A 14,347-nucleotide genomic window follows, 5' to 3' on the forward strand; every position below is an offset into this window, starting at 1 on the left:
GTGTTTTAGCTTGCTGTCGATAAAACAAAGGCGACAACTTTCGTCATCACCTTTGTGGTCATTATCCCGATGTAAACCTCAAGCAGTCAATAACCGGTCACTTCACTACAGACCAACAAAGAAACTGATCACTAGCGCATTAATCAAATCAACAAAGAAACCACACACTAATGGCACCACAATGAACGCTTGTGGGCTTGCGCCATAGCGGTGAGTTACTGCGGTCATGTTCACAATTGCTGTTGCGGTCGAGCCTAGAGTGATACCACCGAAGCCTGAACATATCACCACAGAATCGTAGTTTCTTCCCATCAAGTAATAAACGACAAACACAGTAAACAACAGGGAAAGCAAGATCTGGATACTCATGACAACAGAGATATAGCCAAACAGTCCATCGAGATCCCAGATACGCAACCCCATCAATGCCATGGTCAAGAACATGCCTAAGCAGATATCAGAGATCATCGCTAAGCCTTTTCGGCCTTGAGCGATTTTCTCTTGTGTACGACGCTTCTTAAACAGTGCGCGACCGACGTTTCCGATTAAGATACCAGCGATTAAACAGCTAACGAATAACGGCAGTTTTAGGCCCATAGAGTCGATAACTTCACTCAAGCTGTAACCCAGCATCAGTGTTAAGTTAAGAATCAACCATGCCCACAGAACGCCGTAGTGGCTTAGCTCTGTTTTTGTTTCACTCTCTTGGAATGCACCAACCGTAACCTCTTCTTCATTAGAAGGGCTTACTTTGTGTTTATTGAGCAGGTAGTTCGCAATCGGGCCACCAATCACACACGCTGCAATTAAACCAACCGTGTTTGAAGCGACACCAAGTTCGAGCGCGTTAGCAATACCAAACTCTTCCACAAACATTGGCGCCCACGCTAACGTTGTGCCTACGCCGCCTATCAAGCTAACAGACCCAGATAGCAAGCCTGCTTTAGGATCCATTCCAAAGCCAGAAGCGACTGCCATTCCGACTACGTTTTGCAACACGATAAAAATGGCAGCAAGACACAGTAGGATGAACAACGGTCGCCCACCTTTAATCAGTGTTTTAATATCCGCTTGTAGCCCGATGCCAGCAAAAAAGTAGAGAAGCAAAAAGTCTCTGACATCTAGGCTAAAAGTGATTTGGATTTCAAAAATATAGTAAAGCGCCGCTACGGTCGCTGCGCAGACAAAGCCACCAATCACAGGCTCTGGCAGTGAATACTTTCTTAATACTTCAGATCGCTCGATCAAACCTTTACCGATAAACAGTAATGAAATCGCGATCGTAAAAGAGAGCATTGGAGAAACTAGGGTTTCTGTCATGAGGTTATGGATTCCTAGTAGTTAGATTATTCATAATATTGCGTACTATTAATAATCTAGGTTCACGCCAAAAAATCAAGCGATTATCTATGATAAAAACACCTAATATGGTTAATTCTGCGACGGTATTAATAGAGATTATAACTATAAAGCAATGATTAAAGGAACGGATATTAGGGAGGTATACAGATGAGGTGGGATATAGAGGCTCTAAAACGAGAAAACCCCAGCATTTCTGCTAGGGTTTTGAATAGTGGTGGAAGGATGGGGATTTGAACCCCAGATACGCTATAAACGTATACTCGCTTTCCAGGCGAGCGCCTTAAGCCACTCAGCCATCCTTCCACAAATTGTGTGTTGAGCATGTCACTCAACGAGGCGCTACTTTATTGATTCTGCTTGCTTTGGTCAAGGGGCATTCTCAAAAAAAGTGCCTTTTTCGGTTTGTTCGATTACAAATTAACTCATTAGTTCAAAAACAAACCAAATTTCATTCTTTCGCTGCACTTACGCTTGTTGCTTTTCTTAAGCTTGTTGATAATAGCCAGGAACTCGAAACCATTTACGACACATATCGAGGAAGTAGCCGTAAAGTACGCCCATACCGCACGAGATAACTGCATTACTGGTGACAGCCGTAACGATCTGGTCGCCTGAAGCACCCACTGCCAACAAAATACCCGCATACACTGGAGACTGGAATAACACGTATGCCATCAAATCAGACAAGTTTTTCATCAATGAGCTTTCTGAAAGTTTTGCACCATTGCGTAAGAACCAATCACGAAAAACGCCATAAGGCCAAGCGATAGCAATGTTTACAGGAATAGATAACGTTCGAGAAGCAAGAGATTGCTCAAACGTCATACCAGAAATAAACACTTCTACGATCATGCCAGAAATAAAACAGAAAACGACCATAGCAAATGTATCCGCAGCTGCGTTTCGAATACAAAATGGACCACGAAACTTCATTGACGACAAACCTAAAATATATCACTGCTTAATTAGTGATTTAGTAACATATAAACAAGGCACATTTGCACCTCACCAGATAATGTCGCTATTAAATCACAAGATTAGTAGTCATACACTCCAAATTAAAAATCAAGTTGTAAATTAACAACCAAAAACCACTTTAAAAGCAGTCACTTTCACCAAAAAATCCAACCAAGGTCAAATATTGGACAGTTCGTCATTTACTTACCGTAATTAAACAACATTTAAGCCATAGGTAGATTTACAGTAATGATATTAATGACATCTTGTGTAGGTGGTGATCCTAAAGCAACCTGCTCTAACGCTTTATCGACTTGTTCAGTAAGTTCCGCGTTGTTCATAGCTTCAACGTGGACACGTAGGCTCTCTAGTGCAAATTGAATCAGTTCTAGGTTGTTGTCTTCTAGCGCCACATACAACGTCACTAACAGCTCTTCAGTGTTATCTTTGTTGCGAAGATCAGGTTTAGGCAGTGACTCGCTTTTACTTTTCGAATCGTGTGGTTTTACGTCTTGGCTTTCGAGCTCATCCGCTTTTACTTCATGGTATTGATAAAGCTTATTTGAATAGCGGAACAAGGCATCATCCAGTTCACGCTCGTCAATCGGCTTAGCAATAATATAATCCACACCTGCCCCCAACATACGCTCACGAGTCTCTTTAAAGACATCAGCCGTACAACCAAACACCAATACCGATGACACATCGCCTATCAAAGCACGAATAGCAGTGGTTGATTCAACGCCATCCATCACAGGCATATGGTTATCCATGAGCACCAAATCAAAGCGCTCAGCAACCACGGCTTGTATCGCAAGTTCACCGTTTTCGACGCTCTTACAGGTAAAGCCTTTACTGCTCATGAAGGCTTCAATGATCACCGTGTTAGTTCGGTTGTCCTCGACGATCAGTACCTTTAAGCCAGAGTAGTCCAACTTCTTATGTGGCAAACTCTCGATTTCTCCTGGCTGACATGGCTGAATCTTCAAGCGAACATCAAAACTCGTGCCTATCCCTTCTTCACTGGTGACGGTAATACTGCCATCCATCAACTGGGCAATTTTCTTCACAATCGCGAGGCCAAGGCCAGTACCGCCAAAACGCCTTGTGGTCGAAGACTCCGCTTGTTCAAACGGTTTAAAAATACGCTTCTGAGCTTCTTTAGAAATACCAATTCCGGTATCACGAACTCGAATGCTCAGATAGGTGTCACTCCCCTCTACAACTTCTTTCAGATACACCTCAACAAAGCCTCTGGAGGTGAACTTCACCGCGTTGTTCAATAGATTAAACAAAATTTGGCGAAGGCGAGCTTTATCTGAGAAGTACCAACGACCCGAAGTCACCTCAGAGTACACTTTGAATTGAAGCCCTTTCTCGGAAGACAATGTGTAGTAAACACTGTTAATACTGCCGATGATCGAATCAAGCGGGAAACGCGTTTCATCAAGATCCAACCTGCCCTGCTCGATCTTCGAGAAGTCTAAGATCTCGTTGAGTAGAGTCATCATATGATCGCCGGACTCATACAAGCTCTTAAGATGCTTCTCTTGTTCAGAATTTAGAGGCGTTTTTAATAGGATTTGAGCGGTACCCAATACCCCATTCATCGGAGTGCGAATTTCATGTGACAAGGTCGCAAGGAAAGCGGTTTTTGCATTGGTGGATGCCTGAGCTTTAACCTTTTCCGCTTCGAGATAAATGGTCTTTTCGTTGAAGGTTTTAATCAAATGGCCGATTTCGTCATCACTCGAGTAATCCACATCAATGATTTCGCCGGCTTTCGAACTATCAACCTGTGCTGCAATCCTTGTGATTGGACTAATCAAATAACGGTTCAATAAGTAATACCCCGCCATGACACAAAGTAGCAATAGCGGAACAATACCGCCTTCAATGCTCATCACCTGACGAAACACTTCGTCTTCTACTCGTGATTTGGAGTTCACCACATCCACTTGCCAGCCGAAATCACCAAATTGATTGCTACTGATGTAAATGCCTTCAACGAGATTAAAGTTATGCGAAACCAACACTTGGTTAAGCTTATCTCTGAGCGTAATGCCAAGGTTGTATTCTTCGGCGTGGTTCTTGATAAAACCAAGCAGCTCTTCGAGCGAGAGATCCACCGTGGCAACACCGGCAAAAGTACCGTCGTAATAATAAGGGGAAGACGCCGTAATCATTCGAACGTGTGTGTATGGATCGATATACACATCGCTCCAAGAGATCGTGCCTTGTTTTTGGTTGACGACAGAGGTGTACCAATACTCTTCTTGATAAGGGGCATTTTGGGGGTTGTTGTAAGAATATATCTGGTCGATTATTCCATCGTCGGCTTTATTAAAAAAGTAACTGTTGAGAAGCTTTTTAGAATCAAGCGCATAAGGTTCGGGCCAAATACCGGCACTGACAATCGTATCGTCGCTCGCCGCCAACATGGACTTAAAGAGCGGAATAACATCATCACCGTTACGATGCGCTTGAGCAAACCCAACGAGACTGTCTACGAAGCCTCGAGAACTACTGAGTGGCTCTGTAATCAATGCGGATAACAGTTGCGTACGCAAGTCGAGGTTTTGTTGTAATTTGGCGCGCACAGGGGATTCTACGACGTAATACGTCACACTACCGACAATGGCAATAAACATCGCAAGGTATAATCCAAGCGCTACCATGCTTTTTTTCTTTAAAGACGACCGTATCTGCATAATTCTTTTATTGTTTTCTTTTCTGTTAAACCTAGTGTTTATCATCCATGACATCAAGCCTTTTTAGATTGAAGCTTGATTGGCACAAGTTCATTGGTACTATAAGCGCAAATATGTTCCCTTTTACGGTACCTCACTTTGACTTTACAAGATATTCTTGCGCTTCCAGAGTTGGAAGGAAAGCTAATCACAGAACACAAAACAATGGGCTTTGTCACTGCAATGGCAGCGGCACCGAATGTGTTAACCCCGCATGAGTGGCTACCGTTCTTATGGGGTGGCGAAGAAGTCGCACCTTTTACGGATGGTGAACAGCTAGAAAGCTACATTGAAGTTATCATCGAGCTTTGGAATAAAACCCGCCCAGAACTGATTGAAGGGACTTGGGTTTGGCCTGAAGCTTGTCAATTAGACGACGAAGAAGTGGTGAACACTGCCGCTCGTGATTTTTGTGAAGGCTTGCTTCAAGGCTGGCAGATTGCTCGCGACGATTGGGAAACACTAATGCCTGAAGAGAGCGAAGATAACGCACTCGTTGGCGGTGTCCTGCTGTCACTGAGCATGCTTTACGATCCAGAAACGTCAATTGCTACGCTTGCAGAGCAAGGCATCGAAGGCCTAGAGCAGTTCGAAGAGATCTTTAACGCTGTTCCTGTGATGCTTTGCGGACTAACGCAGCGTGGCATTGCACTGGCTGAAGCTCAATAACAGTTAGCTTTATACAAGCCAAAAGGCCTCATTATGAGGCCTTTTTTAGTTTTCAGACGAAATAAAATAGTCGCTTTAGAAGCCTTTCCAATCGAAGTCATCAATTCGCTCATCAGCAATATAAAACAGCTTAGTGCCACTGCTGACCACTTGATCTAACTCTGGGTTGAGTTCAATACCGCTCCCCGTATCAATGGCGATCAGAGTTGCTTGATACTTCTCTTTAAACACTGAGAAAATAGGCGCGACGGTGACAGACTCAGCGTCTTCAGGGAAATACGTTGAATACTGTGTCATGCCTCTTGTTGAGCTCAATAATTCTTGGTGAAGCGCACTGGAACCTGGGTCTACCGCAGCCTTTGCTAGCATCTCAGCACCCACCGCTGGAATACATTCTGAGTTAGGGCAATGCTTGTGTAACAAATCGCTCAGCGCTTCATCTTTAAAGTAAACAAGAAGGTGCGCTTTAGGGTTTCGGTTGGCACAGTAAAGCGCCGCAGATAACGTAATGTCGTCTTCTGGGTTATCAATCAGGATGCAACTTGCAGACTCAATGCCCGTTTTCTCCATCTCTTTGCCATCGGTGTAGCTGTTTACTTTGACGAAATTGATTTCACCGGGTAACGGGTTCTCGATATCTGAACGCGTACATAGCACGATTGGTCGTTTACCCGTTTCTTCGTGTTGTAGCATGCGGATGAGATGAATGGTTCTTTGCTCATTCCACCCCAACATCAAAATGTGGTTGTCCACTCTAACTCTCCTTTTTCCTAGCAAGCCCGCTCGCCAATATTCAACACCTTCTGTCGCCACTTTACCGAGCAACGCGGCAAAAAGGCTCAACCCGCCTGGAATCACAAATAGAATAACGATCCACTGCCCCGCTACCGTGGTCGGTGATAAATCACCATAACCAACCGTAGAAGCCGTCACCACCAAGTAGTAAGCGAATACGGTAACCGAACTGGTTAAATCTGTTTCACCCGCCAAATACAGCATCGACCACGATAAAGCGATGTAGCCAAGAAAAGTGAACAGTAAGTTTTTGCCATTCAAAACAAAGATGTTTGCTTTGATCCAGCGTTTGAGTTGTAACCAGATTATCATTCGAGCCTCTAATCTTTTCCTCTTACTTACATGCTAGAAAAAATACGCGATATCAACAAGATGTATCATCAGAAAAAGATACATGACCACAAGATTGATATTGGCGGCCTATACGCAGATACAAAAAAACCAGCACTATTGGCTGGTTTTTTTATTGGTTAGATAAAAGAACGACTTACGCGTTACCTTTTACCTGCACATTTAACTGCTCTGCAAAATCTAGCATGCGGTTCAATGGAATAAGAGACTTCACGCGTAATTCGTCAGAAACGAAGATTTCGTGTTGCTCACCACCATTCTCAAGCGCGTTTTCAATCGCTTCAAGGCCGTTCATTGCCATCCAAGGACAGTGTGCGCAGCTACGACACGTTGCACCAACACCCGCTGTCGGCGCTTCAATCAGCTCTTTTTCAGGAACCAATTGCTGCATCTTGAAGAAGATGCCTTTGTCTGTCGCAACAATCATCTGTGGATGAGGCAGCTCTTTTGCTTTCTTGATCAGTTGGCTTGTTGAGCCTACAGCGTCAGCCAGTTCAACCACGCTTGCTGGTGATTCTGGGTGAACCAAGATAGCCGCTTCTGGGTATACCGATTTCATTTTCTTCAAAGCATCAGCTGAGAACTCATCATGAACGATACACTCACCTTGCCAAAGCAACATGTCAGCGCCAGTTTGATTTGCAATGTAAGAACCTAGGTGACGGTCTGGCCCCCAAATAATGGGTTTGCCTTCAGCGTCTAGGCTTTCAACGATTTCTAAAGCGATGCTCGACGTAACTACCCAGTCTGCACGAGCTTTAACAGCTGCAGAGGTGTTCGCGTATACAACCACAGTGTGGTCAGGGTGAGCATCACAAAATTCTGTAAATTTGTCAGCTGGGCAGCCAAGATCAAGCGAACATTCAGCTTCAAGTGTTGGCATTAAAATGCGTTTTTCAGGAGTAAGAATCTTTGCAGACTCACCCATGAAACGAACACCAGCGATGATCAAAGTGCTTGCTGAGTGACGGTTACCGAACTTAGCCATCTCTAATGAATCGCCAACGAAACCACCAGTTTCTTCTGCCAGAGCCTGAATTTCAGGATCGGTGTAGTAGTGTGCAATTAGAACTGCATCTTTTTCTTGAAGTAGTTTTTTGATGTTTGCGATGTGGGCCTGTTTCTGAGCGTCGCTCAATGGAACTGGCTTAGGCGGAAACGGGTAAACTGTATCGATTTTATCTAGTATATGACTCATTGCTCTTGCTCTACGCAACTTCTTCCGAGAATCCGAGTATTCTACACAGGACAGCGATTGGGATCAAAAAGGATTGGTTGCAAGCGGTGACTAGCTAATGCTTAAAACGCATAAACAAGGCGATGTGTTGTCATCACTAGCAAGAGAAGTAAACACTAAACGGAAGTGAACAGGTATAAAAAAGAGGCGCCTAAGCACCCCTATTTTGGTTATAAGTGGGTTTTGGCCACTTTAGCCGAAGCACTGTTTGGGTGCTCGGTTACGACTTGTTGGTAATATTTCTTAGCTTGCGTCGCGTTGTTGTTGCGCGCTGCTATGTCACCAAGCTTAACCAGTGCATCTGCTCGCTTGTTTGAGTCTTTGTACGACACAACAGCAGCGAAGCTCTTCACGGCTTCTTTATCTTGCTTCTTAGCGAAATAAAGCTGACCTAACCAGTAATGTGAGTTAGGTGTGAAGGTAGAATCTGGGAAGTCTTTTTGAAACTTTTGGAATGCAGCGATAGCACCCGTGTAGTCTCGTTGCTTTAGAATCATATCTACAGCATTTTGATAAGCAGTTTGCTCATCCACATCAGTACTGAACGTACCAGAAGCGTCTTTAGAGCCTTCGCTCGCCGCCACTGCTACCGTTGCTGTTCCTGCTGCTTTCACCTCGCCTCTTACGCGATCCAGTTCAATGAACAGTTCACGCTGACGCTCTAGCATTTGCTTCATATCGTAGCTGTTTCGTTCCAGATCACCACGAAGTTCACTGATCTCCAGTGCCATGTCGTCGATTTGCTGTTGCATTTGAAGCTGAACGAGATTGCGATTTTGAAGCAGGCGCTCTAAACGCTCAATATCTGATTCGTTAGATGCTGATCGAGAGGAAGATGATGAATTGGTTGCGGTGCTATTGAGATCGGATACTGGAGCTGGTGCAGCGAACGCGGTGTTCGCTGCACTTGCCAGTAACGAAAGCAAAATGACTCGCTTTGTGTTACTGAACATGAGGCAATTCCTCAATTATATAGTCTACTAAAATTAGTAAACTAGTACTGCGCGACGGTTTTTAGCGTACACATCTTCAGATTGACCTAGAAGAAGTGGCTTCTCTTCACCGTAGCTTACGATAGAGATTTGGTCAGCTTGAACACCTAGAGCTTGTAGGTATTTCGCTACAGCTTGTGCACGACGCTCGCCAAGTGCGATGTTGTACTCAGGAGTACCGCGCTCATCAGCGTGACCTTCGATAGTAACGTTCATGTCAACGTTCTTAACTAGGTATGCTGCGTGAGCTGCTAGCATTTCTTCGTAATCGCCAGCGATAGTAGAGTTATCGAATGCGAAGTAGATTGTTTGAGTTTCACGTAGCGCTTGCTCTTTAAGCTCTTGCTCAGACAGTTGACCGTTAGCGTCAATTGGCGTTACAACAGTTGTGTCTACATTGCCTTCTGAACCTGAAGTTGTTTGGTTGCTTTCAGTACCAGATGTTGCAGATGTTGCTTCATCAGTTGAGCTACATGCCGTTACTGCCATCACTGGTAGTGCAATCATCAAGCCTTTAAGAACTTTGTTAAGTTGCATCTTTTTTTCCTTACGTTATCAAACTTAGTTTCTACAGCGACTAAGAGTGCTATAGATAGTTAAATGCCACAATAGTTAACACTATCAATAGCTAAAAGAATATGTAATTTTCCCTAGAGGAACGGTGACCATGCAGGCGCTCTTACGCGTCCGTTAGTTGCCGGTAATCTAGCTTTAAAACGTCCATCGATAGAAACCATCGATAGTACATTTGTTTTGTTGTAAATAGAGCTATAGATAACCATACCTCCATTCGGTGCAATACTTGGAGACTCATCTAACAATGTTTTTGTTAGTACCTGAACCGCACCGGTTTCCAAATCTTGCTTAGCCAAGTTAAAACCTGAGTTGCTGCGATTCACCATGATCATGAATCGACCATCAGGAGTGATCTGGCCACCTAAGTTTTGGCTACCTTGCCAAGTAATACGAGAAGTCGAATTATTGGACAAATTTACATTATAAATCTGTGGTTTACCACCACGATCCGATGTGAAAATAAGAGACTTGCCATCTGGGTGCCAGAATGGTTCAGTATTATTCGAACGGCCGCGGGTAATTTGAGTCAGCTTACGGCTAGCAAGGTCAAGTGTGTACACCTGAAGGCTGCCCGTTTTCGACAATACCAATGCCAATGTTTTACCATCTGGCGAGAATCTTGGCGCACCATTGTGACGAGGGTATGACGTCACTTTCTCACGTTCACCCGTGTAAATATTCATGATGAATATTTCAGCTTGGCCATTCTGGAAGCTCACATAAGCTAGCTTTTTGCCGTCTGGTGACCATGCTGGAGACATGAGAGGCTGCTTAGAACGAAGTACTAAACGCTCGTTAAAGCCATCGTAGTCAGCAACACGAAGTTGATACGGGTACTTGTCTTTATCGTTCACTACCACGTAAGAGATACGAGTTAAGAACGCGCCTTTCTCACCAGTTAGCTCTTCATACACTAGGTCTGAGATACGGTGTGCGTACTCTCTCAAGCGATTACCAGGAACCGTAGCCTTCTTATTGAATAGAACGTGATCTTTAGAAAGCACTAATTGGCCTTCATCACTCAGCGCACGACTTTGTCCTTTGGTCAGTTGACCACGAACAATATCGATCAATTGGTAATTCACCACATACTGCCCTTCGGCATTTTTAGTGATACTACCGGTAAGCAATGAGTCAACACCTAGGTTAGTCCAAGCATCAAAGTTAACCTCAGTTTCGCTGTAAGGCGTTTGAGGCATTTTGCTTGTCGCAACTGGGCTGAATTTACCACTGCGCTGTAAGTCAGAAGCGATAACCGCTGATACATCGTGTGGCAATGGCTCTGAGCCTTCCCAACGGAAAGGTACAATAGCGATAGGTCTTGCAGAGTTAATACCGTCTGTAATAACCAGCTCCAGCGCTGCATGTGCAAACTGGCTGCTTGTAGCTATTAAGAAAACAAAACTCAGTAATAGTTTCTTTAACACAAGTTCGTCCTTTTACTCTGGTGATACAGTTAAGTTAATGTCTTTCAGTGAGTTCACAATGTCTGGGTCTTTAGGCAACGGGTAAGATTGTACTTGTGCCACCGCACGCTTGGTTGCTGCACATAAACGGCTATCGCCATCTAAGATACTCAAACTACCCAATATCGCGTTAGAGCCCGTTGGAATCAGCTTAAGGTTCACTCGACATGAGCGTCCTCGATAGCTGTCTTCTAACAACAGGTTCTGTTGAATCAGTTGGGTATAGATAGCCCCGTAACGTTGCGCTTCATCAGTGATAAATTGTTGTCTTGCTGAAGAGTTTTGAGTCGCTTCCGTTTCAAGCCCAGCAAAGATATCGTTCAATGCGGCTTCTTGTTGTTTACGCTCTTTTTCTGCTTTTGCTGCAGCTTCTTTTGCCTTACGGGCTTTCTCTGCTGCCGCTTCTTTCTCTTTCGCTATGCGTTGCTTTTCCGCGAGTTCAGCGGCTTCTTTCTCTTTACGAGCTTTGTCTGCTGCCTCTTTCGCTGCTTTTTCTTTTGCCACGCGTTCTTGTTCAGCTTTTGCGATTGCCGCTTCTTTGGCTTTACGCTCGTTCTCGGCTTTCACTAACGCAGCTTCTTTTAGCTTACGGTCAGCTTCGGCTTTAGCGGCTTTCTTTTGCTCTTGCTGTAAACGCGCTTCTTCAGCTTTGCGTTGTTTCTCTTTCTCAACTCGACGCTTTTCAGCTTCACGAGTTGCTTTAGCTTCTTTCGCTTGCTGTTCTTTTAGCTTGCGAATATTTTCTTCTTCAGCTTTACGATTCTTTTCAAGTCGTTCGCTTTCACGTCTGAGTTTGTCAAGACGCTCTTGCTCTTTCTTGCTTGCCGCTTCTCTTTGTTGACGAATCTGTTGAGCTTGCTGGCGAACCAACTGAGGATCAATCACCACTGCTTGAACCATCTGCCCTGTAGGCTTTGGCTCTGACATCGTGAAATCCGCCCCCCAAATGAGCGCAACGAATAAAATGACGTGCAGCCCAAGAGAAATAAGAAGCGGTGATCTGAAATTATTGGATTTTTTATTATTCGCTTTCATGAATGCTACGGAGCTATTCCCTTATATCCGTTAAAAGGCCAACCTTTGGCACACCTGCACGGCTTAATTCATCAAGTAATAAAACCACTTCAGCGTATGGCGTTGCGGCATCACCACCAACCGCCACTGGAGAGTTTGGCTTCAGAGACAACTCGGCTTTCACACGGACGATAATATCTTCCATTGATAAGCCACGCTGTACTTCTTCGTCATTAACGCTCAAGCCAAGTTCACCGTCTTTGTTCACTTCAACGATGATGAAACTTGCATTGTCGTCACCCAGTAGGTCTTGTGCCGATTTAGCCGTTGAAGCCTGAGGCAATTCAACGTCAACGCCTTGAGTAACAAACGGCGAAGTCACCATAAAAATGATCAGCAAAACAAGCATAACGTCGATGTAAGGTACAACGTTAATCTCTGCTGTCATTTTGCGTTTTTTAGGTTGGTATCCAGCCATCTATTATTCCCTGCCAGCCATCGCTTGACGGTGAAGAATACTGTGAAACTCTTCAGAGAAAGTCGCGTAGTTGTGCTCTAGCTTGCCTACTCGGCTGCTGAAGCGGTTGTACGCCATTACTGCTGGAATCGCAGCGAATAGGCCCATTGCTGTTGCGATCAGTGCTTCTGCAATACCAGGGGCAACCATTGCGAGCGTCGCTTGCTTCACTTCACCTAGTGCGATGAATGAGTGCATGATGCCCCAAACCGTACCAAATAGGCCGATGTATGGGCTGATAGAGCCAACAGTCGCCAAGAAAGGTAAGTTAGTTTCTAGTTCATCAACCTCACGAGCAACGGCAACGCGCATCGCACGGCCAGTGCCTTCCATAATGAAGTCAGGTGATGTTGCATTCGATTTACGAAGGCGAGCGAACTCAGTAAAGCCTGCGTAGAAAATTTCTTCAGTACCAGAAAGCTCGTCTTTGCGTTTGTTGCTCTCTTGGTACAGTTTTGCAAGATCAACGCCTGACCAAAATTTGTCTTCAAACACTTCTGTTTGTTTAGAAGCTTGAGATAACACTTTACTTCTTTTTATGATCATCGCCCAAGAAACAACAGACATGCCCATAAGAGTCAGCATGACCATCTTAACTAGTAAACTAGCTTCTAAAATTAGGCCTAAGATTGAGATTTCAGCAGTCACTATTCGTTAGCTCCGTGAGAATAAATGTTGGCATTGCTTTGGGTTTCATTTTTTGATTATCGATACATGCTACCTTAACCATTGCTTTACACAATGCCTTGCCATCAGGATTTACGATCTCTTGACAGAAGACCAAGGTAGCTCGCTTCAACTCGTAAATATTTGTAATGACTTGTAAAGAATCATCAAGACGCGCGCCTTGAATAAAATCAATGTCCATATGTCGGACTACAAAACCGATGTTTTGTTCTAACAATACTTGCTGAGAAACGCCAATTGAGCGCAACATCTCAGTTCGAGCGCGTTCGAAAAACTTAAGATAGTTTGAATGGTATACAACGCCACCCGCATCGGTGTCTTCGTAATACACAGTCACTGGCCACGTAAATAGCTTAGATAATCCCTGCAATTTGCTACCACAATCCAAAACGATAAAGATCTCACTATAACCTAACTCCTTATCATTAATAGTATATCGCTGTGAATTTTTTGATTTGAGAGACGAAAAAAAAGGCCATCTGTATAAGATGACCTCTTTTTGGCTAAAAACCCAACAAGTATAAAGGCTCACGTTGTTATGAACCTAAATCCTTTGCCTTTTATAGAAGGCGCAGCACCGTTAGGTAGAGCAAAATTGTGAGTGAAACATATGGGCTAAACAGTAGCTGCCACATCCAAGCTCTTGGCTTAAATCCGATACCGTAAACCATGCTTGAGCATACTGCCCAAATAAACATTGGTCCGATGATCGCGTTAAAGCCACCGATGCTTGTCGCATACGCTTCAGGATCCCACATCACTAAACCCACATGCATGAAACCCAATACTAGGGCTAAGGCTCTAAGCAGAGTCTTATCCATTGGTTGATGCAGCTTAGCGATTTGCTCTGCGAGATTACTCACTGTCTTTGTCCATCATTTCTGAATGCTCTAGCCATAGAGCATTGATGATGCCGAATGCACATGCTAGAAGTACACCCAAAATCCATGCGAAATACCACATAAAATTTCTCC

At 44.2% G+C, this 14,347-nt stretch carries 15 protein-coding genes and 1 tRNA gene; 1 reads left to right on the forward strand and 15 read right to left on the reverse strand.

Translation table 11 applies throughout. From position 1 onward, the window contains the following. Positions 1 to 105 precede the first annotated feature (105 nt). The 4 genes from gltS to AB6E54_RS07275 all read right to left on the reverse strand — a co-directional run bounded on the left by gltS (position 106) and on the right by AB6E54_RS07275 (position 4,997). Positions 106 to 1,320 (reverse strand): sodium/glutamate symporter, encoded by a 1,215-nt coding sequence (gltS, locus tag AB6E54_RS07260; protein ID WP_017072261.1) that lies wholly within the window; start codon positions 1,318 to 1,320, stop codon positions 106 to 108. A 254-nt stretch (positions 1,321 to 1,574) separates the two neighbouring features. Beyond that, a tRNA-Ser gene (locus AB6E54_RS07265) sits at positions 1,575 to 1,665 on the reverse strand. Between the two features lie 180 nt (positions 1,666 to 1,845). After that, positions 1,846 to 2,295 carry an L-alanine exporter AlaE gene (locus tag AB6E54_RS07270; RefSeq protein ID WP_372107041.1) on the reverse strand — a complete coding sequence of 150 codons (450 nt, stop codon included), beginning with the start codon at positions 2,293 to 2,295 and terminating at the stop codon, positions 1,846 to 1,848. A gap of 248 nt (positions 2,296 to 2,543) precedes the next feature. Beyond that, positions 2,544 to 4,997 carry a hybrid sensor histidine kinase/response regulator gene (locus AB6E54_RS07275; protein WP_017062063.1) on the reverse strand — a complete coding sequence of 818 codons (2,454 nt, stop codon included), beginning with the start codon at positions 4,995 to 4,997 and terminating at the stop codon, positions 2,544 to 2,546. Positions 4,998 to 5,168: 171 nt separating this feature from the next. Between AB6E54_RS07275 and AB6E54_RS07280 the strand changes: the two genes are divergently transcribed. After that, positions 5,169 to 5,738 carry a UPF0149 family protein gene (locus AB6E54_RS07280; protein ID WP_017062064.1) on the forward strand — a complete coding sequence of 190 codons (570 nt, stop codon included), beginning with the start codon at positions 5,169 to 5,171 and terminating at the stop codon, positions 5,736 to 5,738. Positions 5,739 to 5,813: 75 nt separating this feature from the next. Here AB6E54_RS07280 and AB6E54_RS07285 read toward each other — a convergent pair whose 3' ends face one another. From AB6E54_RS07285 to cydX, 11 genes are all read right to left on the reverse strand, one after another. Then, on the reverse strand, positions 5,814 to 6,845 hold the full coding sequence (locus tag AB6E54_RS07285; RefSeq protein WP_017063519.1) for a potassium channel family protein: 1,032 nt from the start codon (positions 6,843 to 6,845) through the stop codon (positions 5,814 to 5,816). A 175-nt stretch (positions 6,846 to 7,020) separates the two neighbouring features. Then, a complete protein-coding gene (nadA, locus tag AB6E54_RS07290; protein WP_136973580.1) occupies positions 7,021 to 8,082 on the reverse strand; it encodes a quinolinate synthase NadA in 1,062 nt (353 codons plus the stop codon). A 209-nt stretch (positions 8,083 to 8,291) separates the two neighbouring features. Next, positions 8,292 to 9,074, reverse strand: coding sequence for a tol-pal system protein YbgF (ybgF, locus tag AB6E54_RS07295; protein WP_017062068.1), 783 nt, complete (start codon positions 9,072 to 9,074; stop codon positions 8,292 to 8,294). Positions 9,075 to 9,107: 33 nt separating this feature from the next. Next, on the reverse strand, positions 9,108 to 9,650 hold the full coding sequence (pal, locus tag AB6E54_RS07300; RefSeq protein ID WP_017062069.1) for a peptidoglycan-associated lipoprotein Pal: 543 nt from the start codon (positions 9,648 to 9,650) through the stop codon (positions 9,108 to 9,110). A gap of 113 nt (positions 9,651 to 9,763) precedes the next feature. After that, entirely contained in the window at positions 9,764 to 11,116 is a 1,353-nt protein-coding gene (tolB, locus tag AB6E54_RS07305) for a Tol-Pal system beta propeller repeat protein TolB (RefSeq protein WP_017062070.1), read from the reverse strand. A gap of 12 nt (positions 11,117 to 11,128) precedes the next feature. Beyond that, a complete protein-coding gene (gene tolA / locus AB6E54_RS07310) occupies positions 11,129 to 12,190 on the reverse strand; it encodes a cell envelope integrity protein TolA (RefSeq protein ID WP_372107042.1) in 1,062 nt (353 codons plus the stop codon). 13 nt (positions 12,191 to 12,203) lie between these two features. Then, positions 12,204 to 12,647: a protein TolR gene (tolR, locus tag AB6E54_RS07315; protein WP_017062072.1), complete on the reverse strand. Its 444-nt coding sequence runs from the start codon at positions 12,645 to 12,647 to the stop codon at positions 12,204 to 12,206. Positions 12,648 to 12,650: 3 nt separating this feature from the next. After that, complete coding sequence (tolQ, locus tag AB6E54_RS07320; protein ID WP_017062073.1) at positions 12,651 to 13,334, reverse strand: protein TolQ; 684 nt, start codon at positions 13,332 to 13,334, stop codon at positions 12,651 to 12,653. Beyond that, complete coding sequence (gene ybgC, locus AB6E54_RS07325) at positions 13,324 to 13,761, reverse strand: tol-pal system-associated acyl-CoA thioesterase (RefSeq protein WP_017062074.1); 438 nt, start codon at positions 13,759 to 13,761, stop codon at positions 13,324 to 13,326. The genes tolQ and ybgC overlap by 11 nt, the downstream gene beginning before the upstream one ends. Positions 13,762 to 13,933: 172 nt before the next feature. Continuing rightward, positions 13,934 to 14,236 carry a cyd operon protein YbgE gene (gene ybgE, locus AB6E54_RS07330; protein ID WP_017062075.1) on the reverse strand — a complete coding sequence of 101 codons (303 nt, stop codon included), beginning with the start codon at positions 14,234 to 14,236 and terminating at the stop codon, positions 13,934 to 13,936. Then, entirely contained in the window at positions 14,229 to 14,336 is a 108-nt protein-coding gene (gene cydX / locus AB6E54_RS07335; protein ID WP_000270284.1) for a cytochrome bd-I oxidase subunit CydX, read from the reverse strand. Before cydX ends, ybgE begins: the two co-directional genes overlap by 8 nt. Between the last annotated feature and the right edge of the window lie 11 nt (positions 14,337 to 14,347).

This window comes from Vibrio sp. 10N.247.311.49, from assembly GCF_041467655.1.
GTDB classification, from domain to species: domain Bacteria; phylum Pseudomonadota; class Gammaproteobacteria; order Enterobacterales; family Vibrionaceae; genus Vibrio; species Vibrio crassostreae_C.